This window comes from Thermophagus sp. OGC60D27 (genome assembly GCF_052400625.1).
Taxonomy (GTDB): Bacteria; Bacteroidota; Bacteroidia; order Bacteroidales; family Marinilabiliaceae; genus Thermophagus.
On record NZ_JBQTGH010000008.1, the window covers coordinates 133,020 to 158,706 of the forward strand.

23 protein-coding genes are annotated in these 25,687 nt (G+C 40.0%); 12 read left to right on the top strand and 11 right to left on the bottom strand.

Features of this window, described 5'->3' with window-relative positions; all coding sequences use genetic code 11:
• The first annotated feature begins 86 nt into the window (after positions 1-86).
• The 3 genes from ACT29H_RS11375 (at position 87) to fmt (ending at position 4,082) form a co-directional block, all read left to right on the top strand.
• Positions 87-1,583: an LptF/LptG family permease gene (locus tag ACT29H_RS11375; protein ID WP_444821750.1), complete on the top strand. Its 1,497-nt coding sequence runs from the start codon at positions 87-89 to the stop codon at positions 1,581-1,583.
• A gap of 95 nt (positions 1,584-1,678) precedes the next feature.
• The gene (locus ACT29H_RS11380) at positions 1,679-2,944 is read left to right on the top strand and encodes a bifunctional 3,4-dihydroxy-2-butanone-4-phosphate synthase/GTP cyclohydrolase II (protein WP_444821751.1); all 1,266 of its coding nucleotides are present in this window, start codon (positions 1,679-1,681) and stop codon (positions 2,942-2,944) included.
• A gap of 187 nt (positions 2,945-3,131) precedes the next feature.
• The gene (gene fmt / locus ACT29H_RS11385) at positions 3,132-4,082 is read left to right on the top strand and encodes a methionyl-tRNA formyltransferase (RefSeq protein ID WP_444821752.1); all 951 of its coding nucleotides are present in this window, start codon (positions 3,132-3,134) and stop codon (positions 4,080-4,082) included.
• 135 nt (positions 4,083-4,217) lie between these two features.
• Here the strand turns inward: fmt and ACT29H_RS11390 are convergent, their stop codons facing one another.
• Positions 4,218-5,156 (bottom strand): glucosaminidase domain-containing protein, encoded by a 939-nt coding sequence (locus ACT29H_RS11390; protein ID WP_444821753.1) that lies wholly within the window; start codon positions 5,154-5,156, stop codon positions 4,218-4,220.
• A 706-nt stretch (positions 5,157-5,862) separates the two neighbouring features.
• Between ACT29H_RS11390 and ACT29H_RS11395 the strand changes: the two genes are divergently transcribed.
• Positions 5,863-6,351: a cytidine deaminase gene (locus tag ACT29H_RS11395; RefSeq protein WP_444821754.1), complete on the top strand. Its 489-nt coding sequence runs from the start codon at positions 5,863-5,865 to the stop codon at positions 6,349-6,351.
• Positions 6,352-6,363: 12 nt separating this feature from the next.
• Here the strand turns inward: ACT29H_RS11395 and xseB are convergent, their stop codons facing one another.
• The 5 genes from xseB to ACT29H_RS11420 all read right to left on the bottom strand — a co-directional run bounded on the left by xseB (position 6,364) and on the right by ACT29H_RS11420 (position 13,034).
• Positions 6,364-6,570: an exodeoxyribonuclease VII small subunit gene (gene xseB, locus ACT29H_RS11400; protein ID WP_444821755.1), complete on the bottom strand. Its 207-nt coding sequence runs from the start codon at positions 6,568-6,570 to the stop codon at positions 6,364-6,366.
• 106 nt (positions 6,571-6,676) lie between these two features.
• Complete coding sequence (gene xseA, locus ACT29H_RS11405; RefSeq protein ID WP_444821756.1) at positions 6,677-8,071, bottom strand: exodeoxyribonuclease VII large subunit; 1,395 nt, start codon at positions 8,069-8,071, stop codon at positions 6,677-6,679.
• Positions 8,072-8,081: 10 nt separating this feature from the next.
• Positions 8,082-8,942 carry a toxin-antitoxin system YwqK family antitoxin gene (locus ACT29H_RS11410; RefSeq protein WP_444821757.1) on the bottom strand — a complete coding sequence of 287 codons (861 nt, stop codon included), beginning with the start codon at positions 8,940-8,942 and terminating at the stop codon, positions 8,082-8,084.
• Between the two features lie 549 nt (positions 8,943-9,491).
• A complete protein-coding gene (gene dnaK, locus ACT29H_RS11415) occupies positions 9,492-11,402 on the bottom strand; it encodes a molecular chaperone DnaK (RefSeq protein ID WP_444821758.1) in 1,911 nt (636 codons plus the stop codon).
• 174 nt (positions 11,403-11,576) lie between these two features.
• On the bottom strand, positions 11,577-13,034 hold the full coding sequence (locus tag ACT29H_RS11420; protein WP_444821759.1) for a monomeric [FeFe] hydrogenase: 1,458 nt from the start codon (positions 13,032-13,034) through the stop codon (positions 11,577-11,579).
• A 495-nt stretch (positions 13,035-13,529) separates the two neighbouring features.
• Here ACT29H_RS11420 and ACT29H_RS11425 point away from each other — a divergent pair, with 495 nt between their 5' ends.
• Entirely contained in the window at positions 13,530-14,030 is a 501-nt protein-coding gene (locus ACT29H_RS11425) for a hypothetical protein (protein ID WP_444821760.1), read from the top strand.
• Here the strand turns inward: ACT29H_RS11425 and ACT29H_RS11430 are convergent.
• Together ACT29H_RS11430 and ACT29H_RS11435 are read right to left on the bottom strand one after the other, a co-directional pair.
• Positions 14,027-14,551: a TrmH family RNA methyltransferase gene (locus ACT29H_RS11430; RefSeq protein ID WP_444821761.1), complete on the bottom strand. Its 525-nt coding sequence runs from the start codon at positions 14,549-14,551 to the stop codon at positions 14,027-14,029. The two genes, ACT29H_RS11425 and ACT29H_RS11430, sit on opposite strands and share 4 nt — an antisense overlap.
• Positions 14,552-14,707: 156 nt before the next feature.
• The gene (locus tag ACT29H_RS11435; RefSeq protein ID WP_444821762.1) at positions 14,708-16,108 is read right to left on the bottom strand and encodes a CCA tRNA nucleotidyltransferase; all 1,401 of its coding nucleotides are present in this window, start codon (positions 16,106-16,108) and stop codon (positions 14,708-14,710) included.
• Between the two features lie 316 nt (positions 16,109-16,424).
• Here ACT29H_RS11435 and trxA (ACT29H_RS11440) point away from each other — a divergent pair, with 316 nt between their 5' ends.
• The 4 genes from trxA (ACT29H_RS11440) (at position 16,425) to ACT29H_RS11455 (ending at position 19,209) form a co-directional block, all read left to right on the top strand.
• Positions 16,425-16,784: a thioredoxin gene (gene trxA, locus ACT29H_RS11440; protein ID WP_444821763.1), complete on the top strand. Its 360-nt coding sequence runs from the start codon at positions 16,425-16,427 to the stop codon at positions 16,782-16,784.
• Positions 16,785-16,829: 45 nt separating this feature from the next.
• Positions 16,830-17,288, top strand: a complete 459-nt coding sequence (gene trxA, locus ACT29H_RS11445; RefSeq protein ID WP_444821764.1) for a thioredoxin — start codon at positions 16,830-16,832, stop codon at positions 17,286-17,288.
• A gap of 319 nt (positions 17,289-17,607) precedes the next feature.
• Positions 17,608-18,117 carry a hypothetical protein gene (locus tag ACT29H_RS11450; protein WP_444821765.1) on the top strand — a complete coding sequence of 170 codons (510 nt, stop codon included), beginning with the start codon at positions 17,608-17,610 and terminating at the stop codon, positions 18,115-18,117.
• 390 nt (positions 18,118-18,507) lie between these two features.
• Positions 18,508-19,209 carry a DNA-binding domain-containing protein gene (locus ACT29H_RS11455; RefSeq protein WP_444821766.1) on the top strand — a complete coding sequence of 234 codons (702 nt, stop codon included), beginning with the start codon at positions 18,508-18,510 and terminating at the stop codon, positions 19,207-19,209.
• Between the two features lie 255 nt (positions 19,210-19,464).
• Here ACT29H_RS11455 and ACT29H_RS11460 read toward each other — a convergent pair whose 3' ends face one another.
• The 3 genes from ACT29H_RS11460 to ACT29H_RS11470 form a co-directional block, all read right to left on the bottom strand.
• Positions 19,465-20,220, bottom strand: a complete 756-nt coding sequence (locus ACT29H_RS11460; RefSeq protein ID WP_444821767.1) for a LytR/AlgR family response regulator transcription factor — start codon at positions 20,218-20,220, stop codon at positions 19,465-19,467.
• Between the two features lie 98 nt (positions 20,221-20,318).
• A complete protein-coding gene (locus ACT29H_RS11465; RefSeq protein ID WP_444821768.1) occupies positions 20,319-21,383 on the bottom strand; it encodes a sensor histidine kinase in 1,065 nt (354 codons plus the stop codon).
• Positions 21,384-21,434: 51 nt separating this feature from the next.
• A complete protein-coding gene (locus tag ACT29H_RS11470; protein WP_444821769.1) occupies positions 21,435-22,028 on the bottom strand; it encodes an outer membrane beta-barrel protein in 594 nt (197 codons plus the stop codon).
• A gap of 927 nt (positions 22,029-22,955) precedes the next feature.
• Here ACT29H_RS11470 and ACT29H_RS11475 point away from each other — a divergent pair.
• From ACT29H_RS11475 to ACT29H_RS11485, 3 genes are all read left to right on the top strand, one after another.
• The gene (locus ACT29H_RS11475; RefSeq protein ID WP_444821770.1) at positions 22,956-23,405 is read left to right on the top strand and encodes a DUF4395 domain-containing protein; all 450 of its coding nucleotides are present in this window, start codon (positions 22,956-22,958) and stop codon (positions 23,403-23,405) included.
• A gap of 148 nt (positions 23,406-23,553) precedes the next feature.
• Positions 23,554-24,114, top strand: a complete 561-nt coding sequence (locus ACT29H_RS11480) for a sigma-70 family RNA polymerase sigma factor (RefSeq protein ID WP_444821771.1) — start codon at positions 23,554-23,556, stop codon at positions 24,112-24,114.
• Positions 24,115-24,477: 363 nt separating this feature from the next.
• Complete coding sequence (locus ACT29H_RS11485; protein ID WP_444821772.1) at positions 24,478-24,741, top strand: hypothetical protein; 264 nt, start codon at positions 24,478-24,480, stop codon at positions 24,739-24,741.
• Positions 24,742-25,687: the final 946 nt, after the last annotated feature.

Consider the following 25,687-nt stretch of genomic DNA (forward strand, 5'->3'; position numbering starts at 1 on the left):
ATCCTTATCACTAACTTTGCATTCAAAATGTGGCCTATATTTTGAATGCATTTTTTTTCTTCCTGCCCAACAACATAAAATTTCCGATGAAGAAAGTACATATTTTTATTTTAAAAAGTTATCTCGGCCCTTTGGTCATGACCTTTTTTATTTCCATGTTCATTCTCGTCATGCAGTTTCTATGGCGATATGTTGATGATCTGGTAGGAAAAGGCTTGGAATGGCATGTGCTGACCGAATTACTCTTTTATGCCTCGCTTCAGGTGGTCCCAATGGCTTTACCATTAGCTATATTGCTGGCTAGTTTAATGACCTTTGGTAATCTGGGTGAAAACTATGAACTCACCGCGCTGAAATCGGCCGGAATTTCTCTGATCCGGATAATGATGCCATTAATTATTCTTACAGTACTCACGGCCTTCGGAGCTTATAAATTCACCAATAACGTATTGCCCGTAGCCAATTTAAAACTGGTTTCGATTCTTCATGGTGTCAAAGAGACCCGTCTGGAACTGGATATTAAGGAAAATGTGTTTTATCAGGGCGTTGACGACTTCAGCATTAAAGTAAAAAAGAAAAATCCTCAAAAGAATATGCTTTATGACGTCATGATCTACGATCACCGTGATCGTAAAGCGCGCAACAGCAATGTTACACTTGCCGATTCGGGACGATTAATGATGTCTAATGACAAAAAATTCCTAAAACTAACCCTCTACAACGGAGTTCGATACGACGAAAAGATTGGTTTGCAAGATCAGAAACCAAATGCTGAAGAAGGGCTGTTCAGAACGGATCATTTTAAACAACAAACAGCCATTATCCCTTTAAAAGGATTTGATTTTTCCAAAACCGATGAAAATCTTTTTAAGAACAGCGACCGAATGAAGAATCTGAAACAGATCATCAATGATTTAGATTCGCTAAATACTGAAAAGAGCAAATTTATCGACAACTTAAGACTCCGTTCCAAATCGTTCTACTTTTCCCAGATTCCGATCAGCAGATCAAAACCCGGTAAAAAAACAAATAAACCGGATCGCTTGTCCATGATAGATTCCAGCAGAGTTGTCAATGCCGACAGCCTCTTCCTGACTTTTTCCGACAACCAAAAACAAGTCATCATGGAAATGGCCATGCAAAAGGCGCGTTCCACCAAACAAACCATTGATGAGCGACTTCGCTTTATAGAACAAAAAGACAGAACTATCCGACGGCATAAAATGGAGATGCATCGCAAATTCACCCTCCCTTTTGCCTGTTTGATATTCTTTTTTATAGGTGCTCCACTGGGAGCCATCATTCGTAAGGGAGGATTGGGTATGCCGGTGGTGATCTCGGTTTTGTTTTTTGTGGCTTATTACATTATCGATACCATGGGCGCAAAACTGGCCCGCGAAGGCGTATGGTTGGTGTATCAGGGGATGTGGCTTTCGTCGATAGTCTTGCTGCCTTTAGGAATTTTTCTGACCTATAAATCGGCCACCGACTCTGCGATTATGAATGCCGATGCCTATACCATTTTCTTCCAGAAGTTGAAAGCAAAATTTTCCCGGAAGAAAAAGAGGAATATCAGAGACTAATCTCTAAAGCAAAAGAGATTCCTGAGATTTACTCATTGTTACTGATTATTATTTATGTAATTTTGCAATCTTTAAATGACATTTTATTCAAAATCATGGACAACAACGCAGAATTTCAACTCAACACAATAGAAGAGGCCATAGAAGCGATCCGGAATGGAGAATTAATTATCGTCGTTGATGACGAAAACAGAGAAAATGAAGGGGATTTTATAACCGCAGCGGAACTTATTACCCCTGAAAAGGTCAATTTTATGACCAAATATGGTCGAGGCCTTCTCTGCGTCCCATTGGTAGAAGAACGTTGCAATGAGCTGGAACTGGATCTCATGGTTGGCAAAAACACCTCGCTTCACGGCACCCCATTTACAGTATCTGTTGATTTGCTTGGACAAGGATGTACCACCGGCATTTCTGCATCTGATCGTGCCAAAACCATCAAAGCATTAAGTGATCCTGCCACCCAGCCTGAAGACCTGGGCCGCCCCGGACACATTTTCCCGCTGAAAGCAAAAGAAAAGGGAGTACTTCGTCGTTCAGGACACACCGAAGCAGCCGTTGATCTGGCCCGATTGGCAGGCCTGACGCCAGCAGGAGTGTTGGTTGAAATCATGAATGATGACGGAACGATGGCCCGACTGCCACAATTAATGGATATTGCCAAAAAATTTAATCTTAAAATTGTTTCCATAGAAGACCTGATAGCTTATCGACTGAAACAAGAGAGCTTGATTATTAAAGGGGTTCAGGTACATTTACCCACTGCTTATGGAGACTTTCAGTTTATCCCATTTAAACAAAAATCCAACGGACTTGAGCACATGGCTCTGATCAAAGGAACCTGGGAAGAAGATGAGCCCGTTCTGGTAAGGGTGCACTCTTCCTGTGCCACGGGGGATATCTTCGGCTCCTTACGCTGCGAATGCGGAGAACAATTGCACAAAGCCATGGAAACCATTGAAAAGGAAGGCAAAGGGGTTATTGTTTATATGAATCAAGAAGGACGAGGAATCGGGTTAATGAATAAAATCAAAGCATATAAATTACAGGAAGAAGGTAGAGATACCGTAGATGCCAATACTGATCTGGGATTTGATGCTGATGAGCGAGACTATGGCGTTGGCGCACAAATTCTGAGAGAGCTTGGTGTCACAAAAATGAGACTAATGACCAATAATCCAATCAAACGAATTGGGCTGGAAGGTTACGGACTTCAAATAGTTGAGAATGTACCCATTGAAGTAAAACCTAATCCGTACAACGAGTTCTATCTACTCACCAAAAAAGAAAAAATGGGACATAATCTGAAATTCTTCACTTATAAAGATCCCCATTCAAAAGGGACCAAAGAAGACATATAGGAAAAAAATTCTTCCTTACGATATTTAAAATTGCCCGGGTACGAACGAATCAACATCTAAAATCCCGGGCATTAATGCATAACAACCTTTTTGCATTCCACCTATCGTGTCTGGAAATTGTAAGGCTATAATGATGGCTCCATCTTCTTGATGTCATTTTTTCTATATTTGTTAAAAACAAACAACGATGCAAAACTTGAAGATTGTTTTCATGGGGACCCCTGACTTCGCTGTAGAAAGTTTAAAAGTTCTGCTGGAGGCAGATGCCCACATTGTAGGTGTAGTTACAGCACCCGACAAACCCGCCGGAAGAGGTCGAAAGCTTACCGCATCCCCCGTCAAAAATTTTGCAAAAGAAAAAGGTCTAGAAATATTACAGCCCACCAATCTGAAAGATCCTCTCTTTCTCAAAGAGCTCAAAGCATTAAACGCCGATCTTCAAGTCGTTGTAGCGTTCAGAATGTTGCCAGAAGCAGTTTGGAATATGCCGCCTAAAGGCACTTTCAATCTTCATGCTTCTCTCCTTCCTGAATATCGGGGTGCAGCACCCATCAACTGGGCCATCATCAACGGTGAAGAAAAAACAGGCGTTACCACCTTCTTTTTACAACACCAAATCGATACCGGTGATATTTTATTTCAGGAAGAAATGCCTATTTTACCAGACGATAATGCCGGTAGTCTCCACGACAAATTAATGGAACAAGGTGCCGCATTGGTACTAAAAACAGTAAAAGCTATTGCAGCCAACACCATCGCTCCCAAACCTCAATCGCACAAACAAGGCAAACCGGCACCTAAAATATTTAAAAATGACTGTAAAATAGATTGGTACAGAGAGTGCGAAACCGTTCATAATAAAATCAGAGGGTTAAGTCCCTATCCAGCTGCATGGACGGAACTGTCCGCCCCAGAAGAAAAAATTCGCGTCATGAAAATTTTCCGTACCGAAAAGTCAGGATCTGCAGGACTAAATCCAGGAGAAATTTACAGCGACGGAGAAAAAATTATTCTGGCAGGAACCCGTAACGGCGACCTGAAAATAAAAGAATTACAGATAGCCGGAAAAAAAAGGATGACGACAGAAGAATTTCTAAAAGGAAATAAAATTCCGGAAGGTTCATCCTTCCTATCCTGATAAATAGCGTTAATAACAACCGACAATTCCTCGGTATTATTCAAGCTAAATTTCTCTTTCAACCAGAAGAATGACTGTTGCCAAACAAGGAAGCCGATCGGAGTTAATAATTCCGATCGACCTATTATCAACGGCTTACTTCTTTATTGCTTTCCTGAGGTTTAAACGCTCACCAGGCTTGGGTTCTTCCCCCTCAGTCATGTTATTCAGCTTATAAAGCTTCCGCATTTTAACCCCGTATATTTGGGAAATTTCAAACATGGTCTGTCCTTCTTTCACTACATGCGAGGGATGATCCGGATGGGCTTTGTTGCGTTTTGGCTCTATATACAAATATTTATAATCGGTAGCACGGCCGGCATCTTTCAGGTCATTATATTTGGGCAGTTCCCAGTCGCGAAGATCAAATTCGGTTGCTATAGACGAAAAAGTATCTTCCGGCTTCACCATAATATACCTCACGCCATTATTAAAATGCACTTCATGTTTAATATATGGATCAATAACATGACCACCCGAACTTTTTCCTTTGGTTCGTTTCCAAGTAGTGTTGCCTGCCCCCTGCTCATCAAACTCATAAAGTTTATATCGTTCAATCAAATCGATTAATCGCCTGGCATAGTTGGGGTCTGTGGCATAACCTGCTTTTTTTAATCCACGGGCCCATCCTTTATAATCTGTAATGTCGAGTTCAAACAGAAAAGCATATCGGGAGCGGGTAGATAAAAACCTGGCATGGTCGGCATATGAGTCATAGACGGTATTGTATTTCCTGAAACATTCATTGCGGCGATCGTCATGATGATAGACTTTTTCCCCTGTCCAGTCGTGGCATTTAATGCCAAAATGGTTATTGGCCTCTACCGCCAGACGACTATTGCCGTTCCCCGACTCCAGCATACCTTGTGCTAGGGTTATGCTTGCAGGCACGCCGTTTCGTTTCATATTCATTACGGCCCAATCATGGTATTTATCTATATATTGTTCGGGCGTGAATTTGGTTGTCTCCTGACCATGAGCCAGGTGAACAAAAAAACTACTAAATACAACAAAAAGAATCGCTATTTTTTGCATAATCAATCCATTCAAAAAAGAATCATCTTATAGAAACGAACATGACCAAAAAGTTGATCACTACTTTTATCCCTTCCTATCGGAAACAAGGACGTAAATAAACTGTGTCTTGTGAGTTCCATCCAACCAATAACTTAACTTTAATTTAAACGGATGAAACGAGCATGACAATGCAAGATTGTCACAAAAGAGATTGCATAAATCTTTGTCATGCTAGTTCCATTCGGCCAATAAGTTAGATAAATTATATACGAATGAAATATTGTTACTATCAGACCTTTGTTTCGACAAATATATAAAACTGATTAACAAAAACAGACCACGCTATAATTATTTTGAATAAGAGATTCATAATCCTTCTCACCAAACCGTATTCCGTATCGGCTCACTTCCATTAACAAAACGGTAGGTGGTTCAGATTATAGCGAGCAAGCAACTGACAGGCGATATTCATTTATCAAACAACTTTTTAATACAATTAACCTCTTCTAATTACAACAATAAACAGTCGCCACCCCCACTTTTCATAAAGAATAAACAAATTCCCTTCCCTTTTTTTGCCCTAACCACCAACTTCGCCCGGTTGGAATTTGTAAATACCAATCACCAATATTAAATTGCGGTTATGAAATGCGCATGCCCCCACTCTTAAGGGATGTATACAAAGTCATGACGGAAACGTTCGTCCCAATTAAAATTTTAAAGAATGAAACACACTAATCAGCAGCAATATACCTTTCCTTTTGCGGAATTCACATCTTCAGATCAGCTTAATCCGGAGGAAAAAGCATTAGTTGAACGTGCCATGGAGGCATCCTTCAAAGCCTATAATCCCTATTCAAAATTTAATGTTGGTGCGGCCGTACTGCTGGACAACGGAAAAATAATTACCGGCAACAATCAGGAAAATGCCGCTTATCCTTCGGGTCTTTGCGCCGAACGAGTGGCACTCTTCTATGCTTCCTCGCAATATCCGGACGCTGCCGTAAAAATGTTGGCGATTGTTGCCTCCAAAGACGGCCAGGTAATTAAAGCGCCTGTTCCGCCATGTGGCAGCTGCCGACAGGTTTTTATCGAGTGGGAAAACCGGTTTAAAAAGCCTTTCATCGTCATCATGGCCGGAACCGAAAAAATCATCCGAGTGGAAAAGGCGGAGTGGCTACTCCCCTTTAATTTTCAGGCAGATTTTCTCTGAAGGGGAAATATCCTATTCTTCATCCATTTCCTTTAGTACTTTTTCCACTTCTTCCTCGGTATTTTTTAACTTGTTGCGACAATACCGCACCAGTTCCGATACCCGCTTGACCTTCCCGGATAGTTCGTCCACCTCCAGCTCCTCATTTTCCATTTGCTGTAAGATCTCTTCTATTTCAGCAATAGCTTCGCTATAGGTTATTTTTTTTTTGGGTGCCATTTTAATTTAGATAATTAGATTTAAGATTCTTAGATATAAGAAATATTGAAATTACAACGTCAAGGCCTGTTTCACCATCAAGCCAAAACCATTTATTCTTTGCATACTATACACGCTTCTTCAATTTTCTGACATTCTCCACCTTAGCACTCATCTCTCCGTCTATGAATCTGGTTGTAATATAATCTCCTTCTTTTAACATGGAAATGTTTTTAACCAACTTACCATCATGATAAGTGAGCGAATAACCACGTTTCAGCAATCGCACCGGATCATTTGAATTTTTAGCTTGTTCCAGAAAATCAAGCTTTTGTCGCGACGCATTCAAAATCCTGGTGGGCAACTTCCTAAGAGACAAGCTATATTGATTCAGCAATTGATGATTAAAACTCACTCTGTTCTTAGATGCCATCACCATCCTTTCCTCATAACGTTTCAGCCCATACCCGGCATTTCCCAACCGTTGCGAAACTGTTATCGGCAACCGCCCCACCAAAAGCTCCAACTTGCTACGTCGTCGTTGCAACGATGTCTTAACGGTAGGCACATAAACTCTCGAAAAATTATCAATTTTCTTTTTTTCCTCCTGAATCTTTTCTCTGGCCATCTCTGTCATCAAATAAGCTTTCTCATCCACCAGCTGCAAAAAAGAGGCAGCCCGCTCAATCAAAAACGCAGCAACAGCCGTAGGCGTTTTCAGCATGGTGTTGGCCACCAGGTCGGCGACTGATTCATCCCTTTCATGGCCTATCCCGGTAATTACAGGCAATGGAAATTGAGCAATATGATAAGCCACCCAGTAACTGTCGAAACATAAAAGGTCAATAGTGGCTCCTCCCCCTCTAATGAGCACCACAGCATCAAAAAAAGAAGAATAATTAAAAATCTTTTCCAGAGCCTCAACAATGGACCCCTCGGCCTGATCTCCCTGCATCACAGCAGAAAACAGATGATAATAGAACCTGATTCCATAAGGATTATTATCTAACTGATGCACAAAATCGCCATATCCGGCAGCTGTGGGCGAGGATATGATCGCTATCTTTTGAACCACTTCCGGCAGCTCCAACTCCTTATTCATCTCTATCACCCCTTCTTCGGTGAGACGATTCAGCACTTCCCGACGCTTACGTGCCAAATCGCCCAAAGTATAAGAGGGATCGATATCGCTAATGATTAAACTCAAGCCATAGACTTCCTGAAATTGGACCGATACCTTTACCAGAACTTTTAATCCGGTTGTTAGTGGTTGTCCCGTGGTTGATTCAAAATAGACCTTCAGCATTCTAAAATTATGGGCCCAGATCATGGCACGTGCACGCGCTACCAGATGATCACCGCTTTCATCTTTCTCCACCAGATCAAGATAACAATGTCCGTTCCGGTTGACACGCAGTTCGCCTATTTCCGCTTTAACCCAAACAGACATCAACATGGCATCATCGATAATGCCTTTTATTTTTCGGTTGAGTTGTAATAAAGTAATGGCTTCCTGCCCCATAAACCATGGATTAAAAATTCCGCATTAATTCGGATGGATTGTTCATATATTTTTCAGGATCTTCAAATTTCTTTTTGTTCTCCTCATACAGATTATACTCCTCTTGTTGCATACGGTCCAGTTGATCTCTATTGACTGCTACCCCATCTCTATATTTTAGGGAAAACTTCTCTCTTCCCAATGCATCGTAAAAGATCCAGAGACTGTCTTGCAGCCCTTCTTTATAAAAGCCGGTAATCTCTTCTTTCCCGTCGGGAAAATAAACCGTATAGGCACCATGAAACTTACCGTCCTTATAATTAATAAACACCCTTGGTGAGCCATTGGGATAGAACTGCTTCTCCAGTCCCTGTTTTTCTCCCTCCCAGTAATAAACCTCTGAGGCGAGCGTACCATCCTCAAAAAATATCTGCGAAACGCCTTGCTGAAGATCATTGAAAAAAGTCTTTCTGGACTTCAGGATGCCTTTCTCATCAAAGAATTTCCAAACGCTGTCTTTTTTCATATTTTTAAAAAACCCGGTAGCAATGACTTTTCCTTTTTCAGAAAAAAAACGGGCTTGCCCCAAACGACTGTTTCCCTCACCAAAGATTATTTCGACAAATGTTTTTCCACTTTTATAATAGCGAGTCAGAGTGTCAATGGGCTGATCATCTTTAAAGTGGGCCCGATAAGCGGGATTACCATTGGGATGATACCTCATCCAATATCCCTGTCGACGTCCCTGTTCATCCCTACGATTTGGATACCGGGCATCTTGCTTAATTTCTCTTTTTGTCTGGCCGGCAGGCTTTTCAAAAAGTCCCGTCTGCGCATTTACTGTAATCCCCAAAAACAACAAAAAGAATAAATTCAATAACCTTAACTCCATTCCTTTAATATTTATCTAAGTTTTAGGTTCCCAAAACATTTCCGAAACATCGGAAGTGCCTGTAAGAACTCGCATGACAAGATGGGTATGCATTGCCCTTCCCTTTAGAGGCCAGAATGAGACCTGAATTATTTAACCGGCAAAGACATTTAGCATCCGGCTCCAAAGTCATGCTCGAATCATTAGTATTAAATCTGTCTAATATTTTGTTCTGATATTCTTGAATAAATGGTTTTCTAGCCATCAGTATCCTGTCCGGTCTGAAAGTTGAGAAAACATTGTCTATTGCAGGTGACAAACCGGCTCAAAAATAACATCTTCAACTCGGTAAAGTATTAAAACCATCAACTAGTACAAAAGTATTCATTTCGGCTGAATTATCGGAGGAGGATTACAAATATACAGTAAGGAAGTTTTCACCAGTAAAGAAACCATGCGGTTATCATCAGCAAAAATTTTTGATAGTGCCGATACGGACAATCTTCTGCCACAAAAAAAAGGGCTGCCTAATAGACAACCCTCTATAAAAACAGTTCTCAATGCGTATTGTTATTTTACTTCTTCAAAATCCACATCGGTCACTTCGTCATCCCCACCCTTTTTGGCAGATGGATCAGCTTGCTGCTCTCCACCGGCTTGTGGTCCGCCTTGCGCCTGCTGACTGGCATTATACATCTCTTGAGAAGCGGCCTGGAACACCGTATTAAGTTCCTGAGTGGCTTTATCTATGGCGTCGACATCCTGGCTCTTATGCGCTTCTTTCAACTTAGCCAAAGCATCTTCGATGGGTTTTTTCTTCTCGGCCGGTATTTTATCACCAAATTCTTTCAGCTGCTTTTCAGTTTGGAAAATCAAGCTATCGGCAGTATTGAGTTTATCAATTTTTTCTTTGGCTTTTTTATCGGCTTCAGCATTGGCTTCGGCTTCTTCCTTCATTCTTTTGATTTCATCATCCGACAGTCCGGAAGAAGCTTCAATTCGAATACTTTGCTCTTTACCCGTAGCTTTATCTTTAGCGGTCACATGTAGAATCCCGTTGGCATCGATGTCAAAAGTTACTTCAATTTGAGGTACCCCTCTAGGTGCCGGTGGAATACCGTCGAGATGGAAACGTCCAATGGTTTTATTGTCTTTGGCCATAGGTCGTTCACCCTGCAACACATGAATTTCCACGGAAGGTTGATTGTCTGCTGCGGTTGTAAAGGTTTCTGATTTTTTAGTAGGGATGGTCGTGTTGGCTTCAATCAGTTTGGTCATCACCCCTCCCATGGTTTCAATACCAAGAGAAAGAGGCGTCACATCCAACAACAACACATCTTTCACTTCTCCGGTGAGTACACCACCTTGGATCGCAGCACCCACAGCAACCACTTCATCGGGGTTCACCCCTTTGGAGGCTTTCTTTCCAAAAAAGTCTTCAACGACTTTTTGAATAGCAGGAATACGAGTAGAACCACCTACCAAAATAACTTCGTCAATATCAGAAGCACTTAAACCTGCATCTTTTAAGGCAACTTTACACGGTTCCAAACTTCTTTGCACTAAATCGTAAGTGAGTTGATCAAATTGAGATCTGGAAAGTGTTTTCACCAAGTGTTTAGGCACACCGTCAACCGGCATAATGTAAGGAAGGTTGATCTCGGTACTACTTGAACTTGACAGTTCAATTTTAGCTTTTTCGGCAGCATCTTTCAAGCGCTGCAAAGCCATAGGATCCTTTTTCAGGTCAACACCCTCATCCTTTTTGAACTCACTTGCCAACCAGTCGATAATCGCTTCATCGAAATCATCACCACCGAGGTGGGTATCACCATTGGTAGATTTCACTTCGAACACTCCTTCGCCCAATTCAAGAATACTAATATCGAAAGTACCACCTCCTAAGTCGAAGACAGCTACCTTCATATCCTGACCTTTCTTGTCAAGACCATAGGCCAAAGAGGCAGCAGTCGGTTCGTTAATGATTCTTTTCACATTCAGTCCGGCAATTTCTCCGGCTTCTTTGGTCGCCTGGCGTTGTGAGTCATTAAAGTAGGCCGGAACGGTAATAACGGCTTCAGTGACCTCTTGTCCCAGATAGTCTTCAGCGGTCTTCTTCATTTTTTGGAGGACCATGGCAGAGATTTCCTGCGGCGAATACTGACGATCATCTATCTGAACCCGAGGTGTATTATTGTCACCCTTCACCACTTTATAAGGAACCCTTTTGATCTCATTAGGGATGTCATTGAACATGCTTCCCATAAAGCGTTTGATAGAATATATCGTTTTTTCAGGATTTGTGATTGCCTGCCGTTTGGCAGGATCACCTACTTTGCGTTCACCATTTTCTACGAATGCAACAATTGATGGCGTCGTACGTTTGCCTTCACTGTTGGGAATTACAACAGCTTCGTTACCCTCCATTACTGCCACACACGAGTTGGTAGTTCCTAAGTCAATTCCAATTATTTTTCCCATTGTGTAATTTATTTTTCGTTCTCATTACTTTTCAACAATCGACCAACTCTTAAATCAAAGGATATGCCATTTATCTAACATCATCAAAAGAAGTAATAAAGATGTAATTATGACACGGGATAATCAAAATCATCTCGTATTGTGACAGGCACCACGTGACAAATCGACAGAAGCTCATTCATTAGCTTCTACAGGATCATATAAAAGATTTAAAGACGTTTCGAAATACTTAGTCCTTTTTCGTTTATCTGCCAACGAACAGGGGCCGGATAAGCACCCGCCCTCACAAGCCATAACTTCTATAAAGTTGCCGGGTACTTTACCCCGGGCATAGGCTTTTAACATATTCATAGATTTTTTATCCAGACCATTGATCACTATTTCTTTAATAAATACATCCTCGCTGACCTTCTTGACGGCATTGACCACACCACTGCTTCTGGCAAAGCCGTGCGCCTCACGATCCACAATCGTCAGAGTGGCTCCTTCATCCTGAGTATGGACATCGATTGCCAACCCCTCAAAAATGGCATCAAGTTCTTCAAATGTAAGGGTATAATCTACGAGCCCCGATTCTTTAGCCTCTTTTCTTTTTGCGACGCACGGACCGATAAATACGGTGGATGATTCCGGGAAACGTTCTTTGGATATCTTGGCTGTAAAAATCATTGGAGAAGGGGTTTCACTCACCAATTTTTTCATGGCCGGAATATGTTTATTCACTGCTTCCACAAACGAAGGGCAACAGGAAGTGGTCATCAATCCACACCCCTTTTCCAATCGTTCTCGAAATTCATCGGCTTCTTCACGCGCTGTTATGGCAGCTCCTTCTGCAACTTCCACCACATGGGCAAAACCTGCTTCTTTTATGGCATTGATAATTTGTCCGGGTTTGGCACCATACTGGCCGTAAAGAGACGGTGCCACCATAGCAGTCAGCTTCTTCCCTTTCTTGACAGCACTCAATACATCAATAGCCTGAGATATTTCGAAGACGGATCCAAATGGACAGGCATTAATACACCGTCCGCAAAGGATGCATTTTTCCTCATCGATCTCTTCCACGCCTTCCTTATTTTTCTTTATGGCACCTACCGGACAAGCCTCCTCGCAGGGCACCGGCACATATATGATCGCATGATAGGGGCATGCTTTATGACAAATGCCACAACTAACACAGTTTTCTTCTTTGATACGTGCCTTACCATCGGCATCGATGGTTATGGCATCCTTGGGACAATTCATCTGACATGACCGCCCCACGCATCCCCGGCAAAGATTACTGACCACATAATTGACCTTCACACAACTGGTGCAGGCTTCATCAACCACTGTCAACATGCTATTATTCACAGGCTGCTCCCGCTGAAGCGCCTTGGTGGCATATTCAGACAACGGCGTTAGTTCATCAATTTCATCATGGGGTCGAAACCCTAACAGTGGCATCGACTTATACTTGATCACCGCTCTCTCTTTATGCACACAACACCGATGGCGTGTACCCCTCTCTTTGGGCGCCATTTCCAGTGGAATACGGTCGATCTTTTCAGTTAGTAGATTCTCTTTCATCAGTCTGGTTAACCGCACGAGCAGTTCTCGACGAATAACCATGGTGTTTTGGAGGTAGGCCATAAAAAACTATGGGATTTTTCTGGTTTATTATTTCGCCGCAAAAGTAAAGATTATTGAAGAATTATTTCTGCAATCGCTGTTAAAAAAGAAAAATTTCTTTATTGATCTGGAATCATTGCCAAAAAACAGCACCATAAACGGATACTATTAAATCACGCGCCCTCATAATAGAACGCCAACCCGGTCAACTCTACTTATCAAAATACAATAATCCTTTTGATCGACAATAAGCAATTATTACTTTTGTCAACCTTAATTTTTTAAAATATGAAACAAATCTATATATCAACTATCATTTCATAAATTATTTAGAAAGAATTGCACGTATAGATTATCAAATTATTTTTACAACCTATATATTCAACAAAGTTCGCATAATCCCAATTTTTATCATGCGCCTTATTTTCTTAAAAATTATTCATGAAGAATCGTCTTATAATTTTTCTGTTAATTTTCTGCCATTGCCTTGTCAAAAGCCAAGCGCAAGATGCAAATGTGGAAAAAAGCGTTTGGGGTGTCCAAACCTTATTTCTTCCATTAACAATTTACAATGAGTCGAGACTCACAAACAAAATTGCCTTACGCAGTGAATTGAGTTGGGGCTTTTTTTGGTCTCAGAACTTCTTGAACGATTCTCCCCAATGGGGTATTGTCCCTTATTTTTGTTTGGAACCACGTTATTACTACAACTTTAACAGACGGCTTCAAAAAGGAAAAAGAATTGACGGCAATAGTGGAAATTACATATCGGTATATAACGGATTTCAACCTGGATTCAGAATAAAATCTGAAAATATTGACTTTAATCCATTTATTTTTATTGTGCCTATGTACGGATTAAGACGCCATATCGGCAAACATTTCAATTTCGAAACAGCAATTGGAATTGGCTATGGACTGGAATTTGAGACAATAACCTATGCCAATAAAACTTACCACAATACTTATTCATCCATATTGCCCAACTTTCGTCTGGCTATAGGATACATATTTTAAAGTATAAGGTGTTTATGCTGTCTCATCCACTCAAACAGGCAAACGGCTGCGGCATGTGACACGTTCATCGATTTTACCGGCCCCAACATAGGAATGTGAACGTCTATCTGACCGGGAAGTTTAATCCCTTCGGGGAGCCCCGACCGTTCACTGCCCACCATAAGAGCCATTTTGTCAGGTAATTTAGTTCTCAACAAGTTTTTGGACCCGGGGACGGTTTCCAGTGCCACAAAAGTATATTGATCAGGGATATGTCGAAGAAGCTCTTCTGTACGACAGAAAAGCCAGTCAACCTGATCATAAGCGCCCCCTGCAACATACTTCATTTTGGTTGTTTTGAAGACGGCTTCCGCCTCATCTTTCACAAACAAAACCAACCGGCATCCAACATTGGCAGCCAGACGCAAAAGACTTCCTGCATTTTCCGGTGTCTGGAGATGCCAACCAATTAGTATGGGAGCCATTTCTTCAGCAAAAGGCTCATAATGTTTATCCGCGAAGAATCTATTGGCCTGATTCAATAATCTAGATTTTGTCTTTATTAATAATGGCTCTATCTATTCTAAAATCATCTCTTTCGCTTGGGTAACTTCAATAACAAACAATCATTTGGTCCCATCAAATTTGTCGTTGGTCCCAAATTACTTCTTCCCAACCAACCCGTATGGACTAAGATTTCAACACTTCAACCCCATCTCTTTCCCTTTTTGGAGCATAAAGTTTCTGGCCTCTTCATACTCGTTATGAATGGTTCCTTCCAGTATAGCTTCTTTTATTGCGGCCTTTATCTCTCCCACAATTTTGCATGGGGGAAGTCCGAACGTTTCCATAATTTCTTCTCCCGACACCGGTGGCTGAAAATTACGGATCCGATCTTTCTCCTCAATCTCTTTTAGCTTTTGCCTGACAATTTTAAAGTTACGCAAGAACTTACGTACTTTCACCTCATTCTTGGAAGTAATATCGGCTTCACATAAAGTCATCAAACTCTCTATATCATCCCCGGCATCAAAGAGGAGCCTTCGAATGGCCGAGTCGGTAACCTCTTCTTCACTCAGGACAATAGGGCGCATATGGAGCTCCACCATTTTCTGCACAAACTTCATCTTGTCGTTTTGCGGCAACCTCAGTCGATTAAAGATTTTTGGCACCATTTTCTTGCCCACATAGTTGTGGGAATGGAAGGTCCATCCGAGTTTGGGGTCAAAACGTTTGGTCCGCGGTTTGGCTATATCATGCAACAGAGCTGCCCATCTTAACCAAAGATCATCCGAATGTTCCGCCAACTGATCCACCACTTCCAAAGTATGATAAAAATTATCCTTGTGCCCTATACCGTTAATTTTTTCGACCCCTTTTAAGGCCTGCAGCTCCGGTAAAATCATAGGTAGCAGCCCGGTTTTCTCCAACAACTTGAAGCCCACCGACGGTTTCTTCGACAACAATATTTTATTAAGTTCCTCTGAAATTCTTTCTTTGGAAACAATTTCCAACCGTTTTTTTTGGGACACAATTCCTTCATAGGTGTTCTCTTCGATACGAAACCCCAGCTGTGCCGCAAAACGAATGGCTCGAAGCATCCGCAAAGGGTCGTCTGAAAAAGTCACCATCGGATCCAAAGGAGTACGTATAATACCAGCTTCCAGATCCCTTATGCCGTGGAAAGGATCCACCAATTTCCCATAGCTTTTTTCATTCAATGAAAGCGCCAAGGCATTGATGGTAAAGTCTCGTCGATTCTGATCATCCTCCAGCGTTCCGTCTTCCACTATAGGCTTACGACTATCTCTTTGATAAGATTCTTTTCGGGCGCCCACAAATTCCACGTCCAATCCCTGATATTTAAACATGGCCGTTCCAAAGTTTTTAAACACATAAACTTTAACGCCACCCAGTTTCTTGGCCACAGCACCTGCCAGCTCTATCCCGCTGCCAACCACGACCACATCAATATCAGTGGTAGGACGCTTCAATATCAAATCCCTGACAAATCCGCCCACCACATATGCCTCTTTGTCGTATCGGTCAGCCACCTGCGAAATAGCCTTAAATACCGGCGATTGTATATGTTTTATCATTCCTGTAAAATTCATTTCTATTTTTAATACCCCTGGCTTCCTGTAAATTTGGAACAAATCCCGAAGAACTTGAAAGTCCAGCACATAGACCTATCCTTATCGCTAAAAATCAGGATTATTCAACTATTTGACCTTTTGGGTTGTTAGGATAAGATCATCGGGAGGGCAAAATTACAAATATAATCTCAATCGGCAGGCAGATTGACATAACTCAATATTTTTTGGCACAGGGATTGTATTAACATATTCACAAATTTACATATTTGGAAAATCTAAAAAATTCACTAATTTTGAACCAATAAAAACAAGAAACATTATGGTTGAGCATTTGACAAAAGAAACGTTCAAAGAAAAAGTTTTTGATTTCGAAAACAATAAAGAATGGAAATTTGAAGGCGAAAAGCCTTGTTTGATTGACTTCTACGCAGACTGGTGTCAACCCTGTAAAATGGTAGCCCCCATCTTGGAAGAACTTTCGGAAGAATACAACGGAAAAATAGATATTTATAAGATAGATACTGAAGACCAACGCGAACTGGCCGGCATGTTCGGGATTCAAAGTATTCCGTCGCTTCTGTTCGTCCCTACCGAAGGTCAACCGCAAATGGCACAGGGTGCCTTGCCCAAAGACACATTTGAGCGGGCCATTAAAGATGTATTAAAGGTTGAGAAATAAACTTCACCTTTCTTATTTTTGTAAATCATTAATAAGTCAACGATCATGAAAAGTAACTCAACATTATTTCTGGGACTCATTCTCCTGCTATTTTCGTCCTCATCGGTCATCAAGGCAAATCCCGGGGGGGACACCGCAGAATCTAATGTCATTCATTTAGACAAACAGGCTTTTATTGAGCAGGTATTTGACTTCGAAAATAACAGCGAGTGGGCCTACAAAGGTAACAAACCAGCCATTCTGGACTTTTATGCCGACTGGTGTGGCCCCTGCAGGATGTTGTCGCCGGTATTGGAAGAAATTCAGAAAGAATACAATGGAAAAATTCAGGTATATAAAATAGACACCGAAAAATCGCGCGAACTATCAGCTGCCTTTGGCATCCGTAGTTTACCTACCATTGTTTTTATACCTCTGAATGAGAAACCTCAGGCTGTGCTCGGTTTTGTACCCAAAGAACAGTTGACCAAAATGATTTCAGAAATACTGAAAGTATCGAAATAAAAATTCTTAACATTAAGGATGAAACGAGCATGACCAACAAAGGTTGGCACAACAAGAACATGCATAAACCAATGGTCTTGCGAGTTCCATCAGACCAATAAATTAGATAAACATTTGGATGAAAAGTTGAAAGCTTAGGAATCAGAGTTTTTAATGGTGAATTTCAAAAAATATTACTCCCACAAAACTTTAACGAATACGCTTTTTAATTAATCACCCAAAAAATAAACATAAATAAAAAGGGATTACCGGTTATGGTAATCCCTTTTTTGTATCCTATCCCTGAAATCATTAAATTTAACAGACAAAAAACCGATTCATGAGCACAAACACATCATCTGAAACAAACACCGGTAAAGCCCTTCTGGAAGAACGGCTCGAAGGATTGGACCATAAAAATTTCAACTGGCAAGCCTGGAAAAAAGGCACCCTGCTGGTGTTGAAAAGAATCTTCGGTCCCGACAACATCTACGTTCGCGAACTGGAAAATACCGACTATCAATACAACAGCTGGTCGTTACGCGACACCGCCGGAAGTGAAGACCCGGTAAAAGAAAGCGTCAGAGAGCTGCTTCGAATATGTATTACCGAAGCGAACCTTAACGAGCCTCTTAAATCCAACGAAACCACCAACCCCTTACAGGAACTTAAAAATATTTTGTCACAGTTTTTTGACCATGCCACTTTGGCAGAAATCCAAAAAATTGCATCCGACGATATGCCTGCTATGGCAAAAGAAGAACAGATAGAAAAAATCATTTCGGACAAAATACCCAAATACCAAACCACCTTGCTGGGTAAAATTTTGTTGTGGGCTGCTGAGAAGTAAAATTAAACTAACCCTTTTCCTCTCCTATCCGCAAAATGAACAATAAAAATACTGTTTTCCAACATTGTTTACAGACTTAATCCGGCCGGGAAACGAATAAACATAAAACTTCAGTGCAGGAACATCTTTAATACCCACAAAATTGTCAAAACCCGCGAATCAAACTTAGCCTATTTACAAACCGAATATTCCCTGCACCCAAGAGAATTCTTAATAACGGCTTCATGGTCGCTGAGAAACCCAAAGCATTAACAATGAATTTATTAAAAAAACGATATACTGATAAAAACCCCACCGTTGTTGTAGATTCGCCATACACATCGCGATAGTTAGAAACAACTAGCAATCATAAATATTTAATGATGTCTATAACCTTTAAACTGTATAGCCATGATTAAGTACTACTTAGAATCGAACCCCCTTACCCGCAAATCTAATCGTCTGACTGCAAGAGTTATGACCACCGACACTCTCTATCTCAAAGACATAGTCAAGAAAGCAGCGAAACGGGGAACCTCTCTCACCGAAACCGACCTTATGGCTGCAGCCTTATTGTTATCTGAAGTCACCTCGGAAGAAGTGGCCCGGGGCAAAACCGTGGTTTTACCTCTGGCGGTAATCCGTCCCACCATCAGAGGGGTGTTCAACAATGTGGACGACACCTTTGACGAGTCCCGCCACACGAAACGGGCTTCTCTAAAGGCCGGGACCATGCTGACGGCAAAAATACAAAATGCCCGGGTAGAAAAGCTCACCGGCAGAAGTCCGGCACCCATTGTCACCGAATTTACCGACGTCACCTCAGGTACAATCAATAACCTGCTAACACCGGGCGGAATCGGCACCATTATTGGCAAAGATTTAAAATTTGATCCGGAGAACTACTCGGAAGGTATCTGGTTCACCCCCACCGATGGCAGAGAACCGGTAAAAACATCAACCATTGCCTTACAAACACAGGGTAAACTGATATTCTCCATCCCTGATTCATTAAAACCCGGTAGTTATATCCTGGAAGTTCGAAAAAAATACGGGACTACTGAAACCATTATTCGCTCCGGCCAACTGTTAGAACAACTGCAAGTAACATAGTTATTCCCTCGTCGTGATGGATTTGCAAGCCCGGACAAATACCCCATCATCGTTGTGGATTTCCGAATCCACAACGCTTAATTTCCGGGTTTTGTAATCCCTATGAATTCCTTTATTTTTCACTTAGCCAGGAATTATAACTCAACAGTTCTTCTTCATGCCATATCCATAACATTTTATCTGGATTTGTTTTTTTGGATTGCAAATTCACATCATTAGTTCTGCATGGATTACAAAGCCACGCCGACATGAGGATTATCTGCCCAGCCATTTTTTGAAATTTGAAGCACGATCAATACTTACAATAGTTTCTAAATTATTTTCTGGATGTGGGGTTAGCTCTATCAGAACTCTACTACGAGATAAAGTCGTCATTTTTGATATTGCCTTAATGTTAATGATGTACTTACGATTGATTCGGAAAAAATCGTTTGGATTAATTAGTTCTTCCAATTTATCAAGTGAAAATTCCACAGGGTATGAATTCCCCCGGAATAGCTTCATATAAACAGATTTATTAAAAACAAAGAAATATGCTATTTCTGCAATATCTACTTGAATAAGCTTAACACCTATCTGAATTATAAATCTTTTCTTGTATTCAGGTTGTTTACTTTGAATTTGCTTTAATAGGTTGTCAAAATCGATTGCAAAGCTTGACTTTAGTGTTTTATATTTATTCAAGCTTGCTTCTAAATCTTTAATTCGAATAGGTTTTAATAAATAAGCAATACTATTTAATTGAAATGCTTTTATCGCATATTGGTCATAGGCTGTCGTAAAAATAATGGGCGTGTTTATTTGTAATTGATTGAAGATACTAAAGCTAATACCATCTGAAAGCTGAATGTCGAGAAAAATTAAATCGACAGGATTTTTCAGGAGCCAATTAATCGATTTTTTGATGGATTCAACTTTGGCTTTGACTTTAATCGTAGCGTCAAGTTTCTGTAACATTCGCTCCAGCTTTTCTGCTGCAATTTTTTCGTCTTCAATAATTAACACCTCCATTCTTTATTCCTTTCTAAAATTCTTACTGGTCATTTTATTTTCAACTTTTTGTTCTATCGTTTACTCCATCTTATTTTTACCTATAGTCAATCCAACACTTAAAATTGTTTAACCAAGGGTAATTTGGCAATAAACTTGTCTTCCTGAACATAAAAATCAGGATATATCTCACTAATTAAAGCATACCTTTTTTGTAAATTTTTAAGACCTATTCCTGTTGATTTGCTTCTGGATATTTTTGCTTGTATTTTATTGCTAATAATTATAAAATCATCTTCATAAGCGATATCGATATGAAGTGGTTTTGATTCATTAACCACATTATGCTTTATAGCATTCTCAATAATTATCTGAAAAGATAGAGGAGGTAAAAAGCAATTCATGATAGAGGCAGGTAGGTTTATGGCATAGGTTAGAGACTCTCCGTAACGGATTTCTTGCAAAAAAAAGTAGGAGCGGATAAAATCAAGCTCTTTTTCCAGGGATGAAACTTTTTGTTCAATGGTATCAAGCACATAACGATAGATGAATGAAAATTCATCGACAAAAAGTTCAGCTTTTTTTGCATCTTTACTTATCAAACCCGATAATACGTTTAAACTATTGAACATAAAATGTGGATTAATTTGACTTTTTAATAGTTCAAACTTTATTTGAGCTAACTCCTCTTTTAATGAATTTGCCCATATTTCAACTTCTTTTTTTTGCCTGGAAAAAATTAAACCTTCTAGAATGGATATTAACAATATATTGACTACCGAAAATATTAAAGCATTATTTAAGAGCACATTACTTAATGTGTGTGAATAGGGATTTAGTAAATTTGCAAATAGCGTAAAAAAAACTGAAAATAGGACTCCAATAATAAGGGTGAAACTCAATTCAATTAAGACTCTTTTAAAGACTTTCGTTTCCCACGGAGCTTTGCTTTTTAAAAATTGAATTACAAGAATATCTGAATATGCAATAAAAAAGGATGCTATTAAACTTAAAATACAACCGCGTAATAATCTTACTAAAAAATGTTGAAAGTCTTTTAATACATAATAGCCGCTAAAATGATTATATGTTATTACATTTATTTGTATTGTAAGAACTAAAATTATAAGCAGCCAAATTAGCTGCTTATAAGATATTTGTTCTTTATTTATTTTTAATAACATTTTTCAAATATATATTTTTAAAATGAAATTGGATACGGGTTGGTTATCATTTTAGAATTGCTTTACAAAGCCAATTCTTATAGAAACATATTGGTAATCTAAGTTTTTAGAAATTCCCTCAAAATCTGCATCTCTGCTCAGAGAATTGAATTTTACACCTCCTGTCAAATTCCAGTTTTTGCCTAAATAGTAGTTTACCCCACTTGCTAATTGAAAACCCAAACCATGTCCAGTATCGTTAATAATATCACCTTCTGCATTTTCAGTTTCTATATGGTTGTACAATCCTCCAACTCTTGCATAATAGGAAAATGGAGAATTACCTATTGGGTGCATAAGCTGAAAGCCAAAAATATAACCGGTTTCTTCGAAACAAATATCATCACCAGCAAAAGAATTGTCTGCGGGTAGTTTATTCCACCCCCAACCTGCGTATGCTCCAAGATGGGGCACAAAGCGATAATGTAACAAAAATTCAAACCCACCACCAGCATTTAAACGAGTATTGCTTAATTCTTTTGTTGCTATTGAGGCACCCCCATTAATTTCAAATCCAAATTTCTTTTCACTGTTTTGGGCAATGATGCCTGAGGTCAACAACATAACCATTCCTACGATTGTAAATACTTTCACTTTTGTTTTCATCCGTTTAAAATTTATCTAAATCACTGACATAATGAACCTTGCACAACCATTAATTTAAACATATTCCTGTTGTGACAAACTTTGTTGGTCATGCTCGTTTCATTTATTTTTTTAATTAAAACTTAGTCCACAAAAGTATTTCGCCTCAAAGTGTTACTAAAACAAAACAACTTGAACACGTATATTTGTTTGCTGAACACGTTGTCAATTAATTTAAGCACGTTTTTACTTAAATATAATTTGGTCTTTAACTGATCGATTCTTTCAATGGTAGGGTTATTTAATACCCCATCGTCGTTGTGGATTTGCAACCCCGTTATGCCTTATTATTTACCTCATTTGCTGAAATTAAACCTTACCGATTATCCTTCGTCCTTTATCTTCATTAACCTATACATTGATTAGTTTTTTGGGATTGCAATTCCACACAGATGTGAAAGCGGCTTTCAATATTCTTAGAAGCTGCTCTCAAGGTTCTCGGAAGCTGCTCTCAAGGTTTTCGAAAGGGGCTTTCAAGGTTTTTGGAAGCGGCTTTCAAACTTCTTGGAAGGGGCTTTCAAGGTTCCTGGAAGCGGCTTTCAAATTTCTTGGAAGGGGCTTTCAAGATTCTTGAAAGGGGCTTTCAAGGTTCCTGCTTAAGGCTTGGAAGCGTTTCACATACATTAACCAAAAGACCTGGCATGAGCTCGGCCCAAGGATAAAACTATCCCGAAATAATAAACTTTAATTTCTTCCCCCTTCTGCCTGTGCACTTAATGCATGTTATCTTTGTAACAAAAAATTATTTAAAAATAATTTGTCAGGAATGGGGTATTCCCCCGACAAATTCCCGACACATTAAAAGAAGAACCGGCAGCACCAAACATTATGGTATGCCCATCTCTTTAAATTAATAATTCGTACAAACATTAATGATTCAAACAGAATATGAAAACATACGCCTTTTGCCCCATATCGCCACATAAGATCAATGAAAACGTTGCAAGAATCAACGGGGCATTTACCTTTCTGATATTGTTAGCTTTCGTCTATAGTGGATGGTTCTGGCTCATCGCCTTTCTGGCACTCGATTTTTTGTTGAGGTCGACCAGGCTGTCGCCCTACAGCCCGATAGGAATAATCTCGCGGCAAATGGTAAAGCAATTGTCTTTACCGCCACGGATGATTAATGCCGGACCAAAGATTTTTGCTGCGCGCATTGGTCTTCTCGTTAGTGTTGCCATACTGGCGACGACCATACTTCAATACCCGGCAACAGCCATCATTCTGACCTCCATCCTTGGTTTGTTTTCTTTTCTGGAAGCGGCCTTTGGCATTTGTGTGGCCTGTAAAATTTATCCTTTTGTATATAACAGTCTGTATAAACCGCAAGGATAAGCCATACGAGTTTCATAATGACAGGAATACAGATAAGTTTATAGAGATAAAAAATCTTTTTTTTACCTTTAACCAATGGTGCCAAAGCCAATGGCCATCAGAGTAGCGCCTGACAAAAACACGTTGTGGTATTTAAATTTCTTCATAAATGTCAGTGGAAAAGAGAGTAGACCTCACCCATCTGGTAGAGAGCTATGCCGGTGATTTATATTCGTGGGCATTGCACAAAGTATCGGATAAGGAACTGGCTAAGGACCTGGTTCAGGATACGTTTCTGGTAGCAGTAGAAAAACTGGACGGGTTTAAAGGGGATAGTTCGCCCAAAACCTGGCTGTTTTCCATTCTCAACAACAAAATTGTGGATGTGTACCGAAAAAAGGTCAAACAACCGGTGAATATGGACCCGGAAGTGTTCTCGGCCTTGTTTAATGCCGATGGCGGCTGGCAGGATAACAAACACCCCAACGAGTGGGAGGTCCAGGAACCACAATTGCTGGATGACAGCGAATTTCAGCAGGTATTGAAAAAATGCCTGGATGCATTGCCCGAAAAATGGAACATCTGCGTTAAGTTAAAATACCTGTCGGGAAAAAACGGACAGGAAATATGTCAGGAATTGGGTATTGCCCCTACTAATTTCTGGCAGATTGTTCACAGAGCTAAGTTACAGCTAAGAGATTGTGTTGAAAACAACTGGTTTAAAAATTGATTTGCAAGAAAAAGAGCATGACCAGCTAAGCTTTTCACAACAAGAACAGGTATAAATATAGGCAGAATTGCACAGGCAGAAGCACTGTAAGGTCATTAGGTCAATAGACCATTAGGTCGTTAGATAATGATATTGAATGGATTGAAGAGATTGGTGAGATTGATAAACTAAATAGACAATTGACTAACCTCTAACCACAAATGACTAATGACTACTTTTAAGAATCAATATATCAATAAAGTAGGTAAATTTTACACGAATGAAACGAGCATGAGCAAAAAAGTTTGTCACAACAAGAGAATGTATAAAACTTAAGATCATGCGAGTTCCATTCGGCCAATGACTTAAATAAACTTTATACGGATGAAACGAATTATACATATACTCCTTCTTTCATGTTTAAAAGCCACGGAGCTCATTGAAAAAAAAATGCACTTTAAGCTCAGTTTCATTGAACGCCTGCAGCTAAAGGCTCATAAAATGGTTTGTAAGGCTTGTGCCAATTATGAAAAACAGAGTGAACTGCTGGAAACGGGTATTTCGAGGTTGCAAGAGCAACAAATTACGCAAGATGACATTGCGGAACTCAAAGAGTCGATTTATCAAAAACTGGATAACCTGAAATAAAGAATAGAGGTCCGCATATCCTCACCCGGTCGTTGTGGATTTGCATCGTCGTTGTGGATTTCCGAATCCACAACGCCCCTATACCAGCTTGCCACTCTGTCATCGTCGTTGTGGATTTATAATCCATCGTCGTTGTGGATTTGCAATCCACAACGTCTTAATCCCGGGATTTGTAATCCCGGACTAGAACAATTTTTCTTCACTTTCTGAAATTAGGACTTACTGACTATCTTTCAATTTTTTCCATCAACATCGTCGTTGTGGATTTGTAATCCACAACGTCTTAATCCAGGGATTTGTAATCCCGGACTAGAACAATTTTTCTTCACTTTCTGAAATTAGGACTTAATGACTATATTTCAATTTTTTCCATCAACATCGTCGTTGTGGATTTGCAATCCACAACGTCTTAATCCAGGGATTTGCAATCTCGCACTAGAACAATTTTCATTCACTCTCTGAAATTAGGACTTACTGATTATATTTCAATTTTTCTCGTCGTTGTGGATTTGCAATCCACAACGTCTTAATCCCAGGGATTTGCAATCCCGGGCCAGAACAATTTTCATTCATTTTCTGAAATTAGGACTTACTGACTATCTTTCAATTTTTTCCATCAACTCTTTACCTTTGGATTAATTTTTGGGGGATTGCAAATCCAATGTTTTTTCCGGCGTGGATTACAAATCCACGCCTACGAGGTTAATTTACGTTTTCCCACTTAGCCCTAAATTATAATTCACCGTCTTTTTTGTCATCGTCGTTGTGGATTTGTAATCCACAACGTCTTAATCCAGGGATTTGCAATCCCGGACTAGAACAATTTTTCTTCACCCTCTGGATAAAATAAATACACCCCAACCCGCGGTTTTTTGAAGAGAATTTGTAATTTCAAAATTTTTCTAGAACATCGGGTGTGGGGGTACTGCAGCACATGCAGGGCACA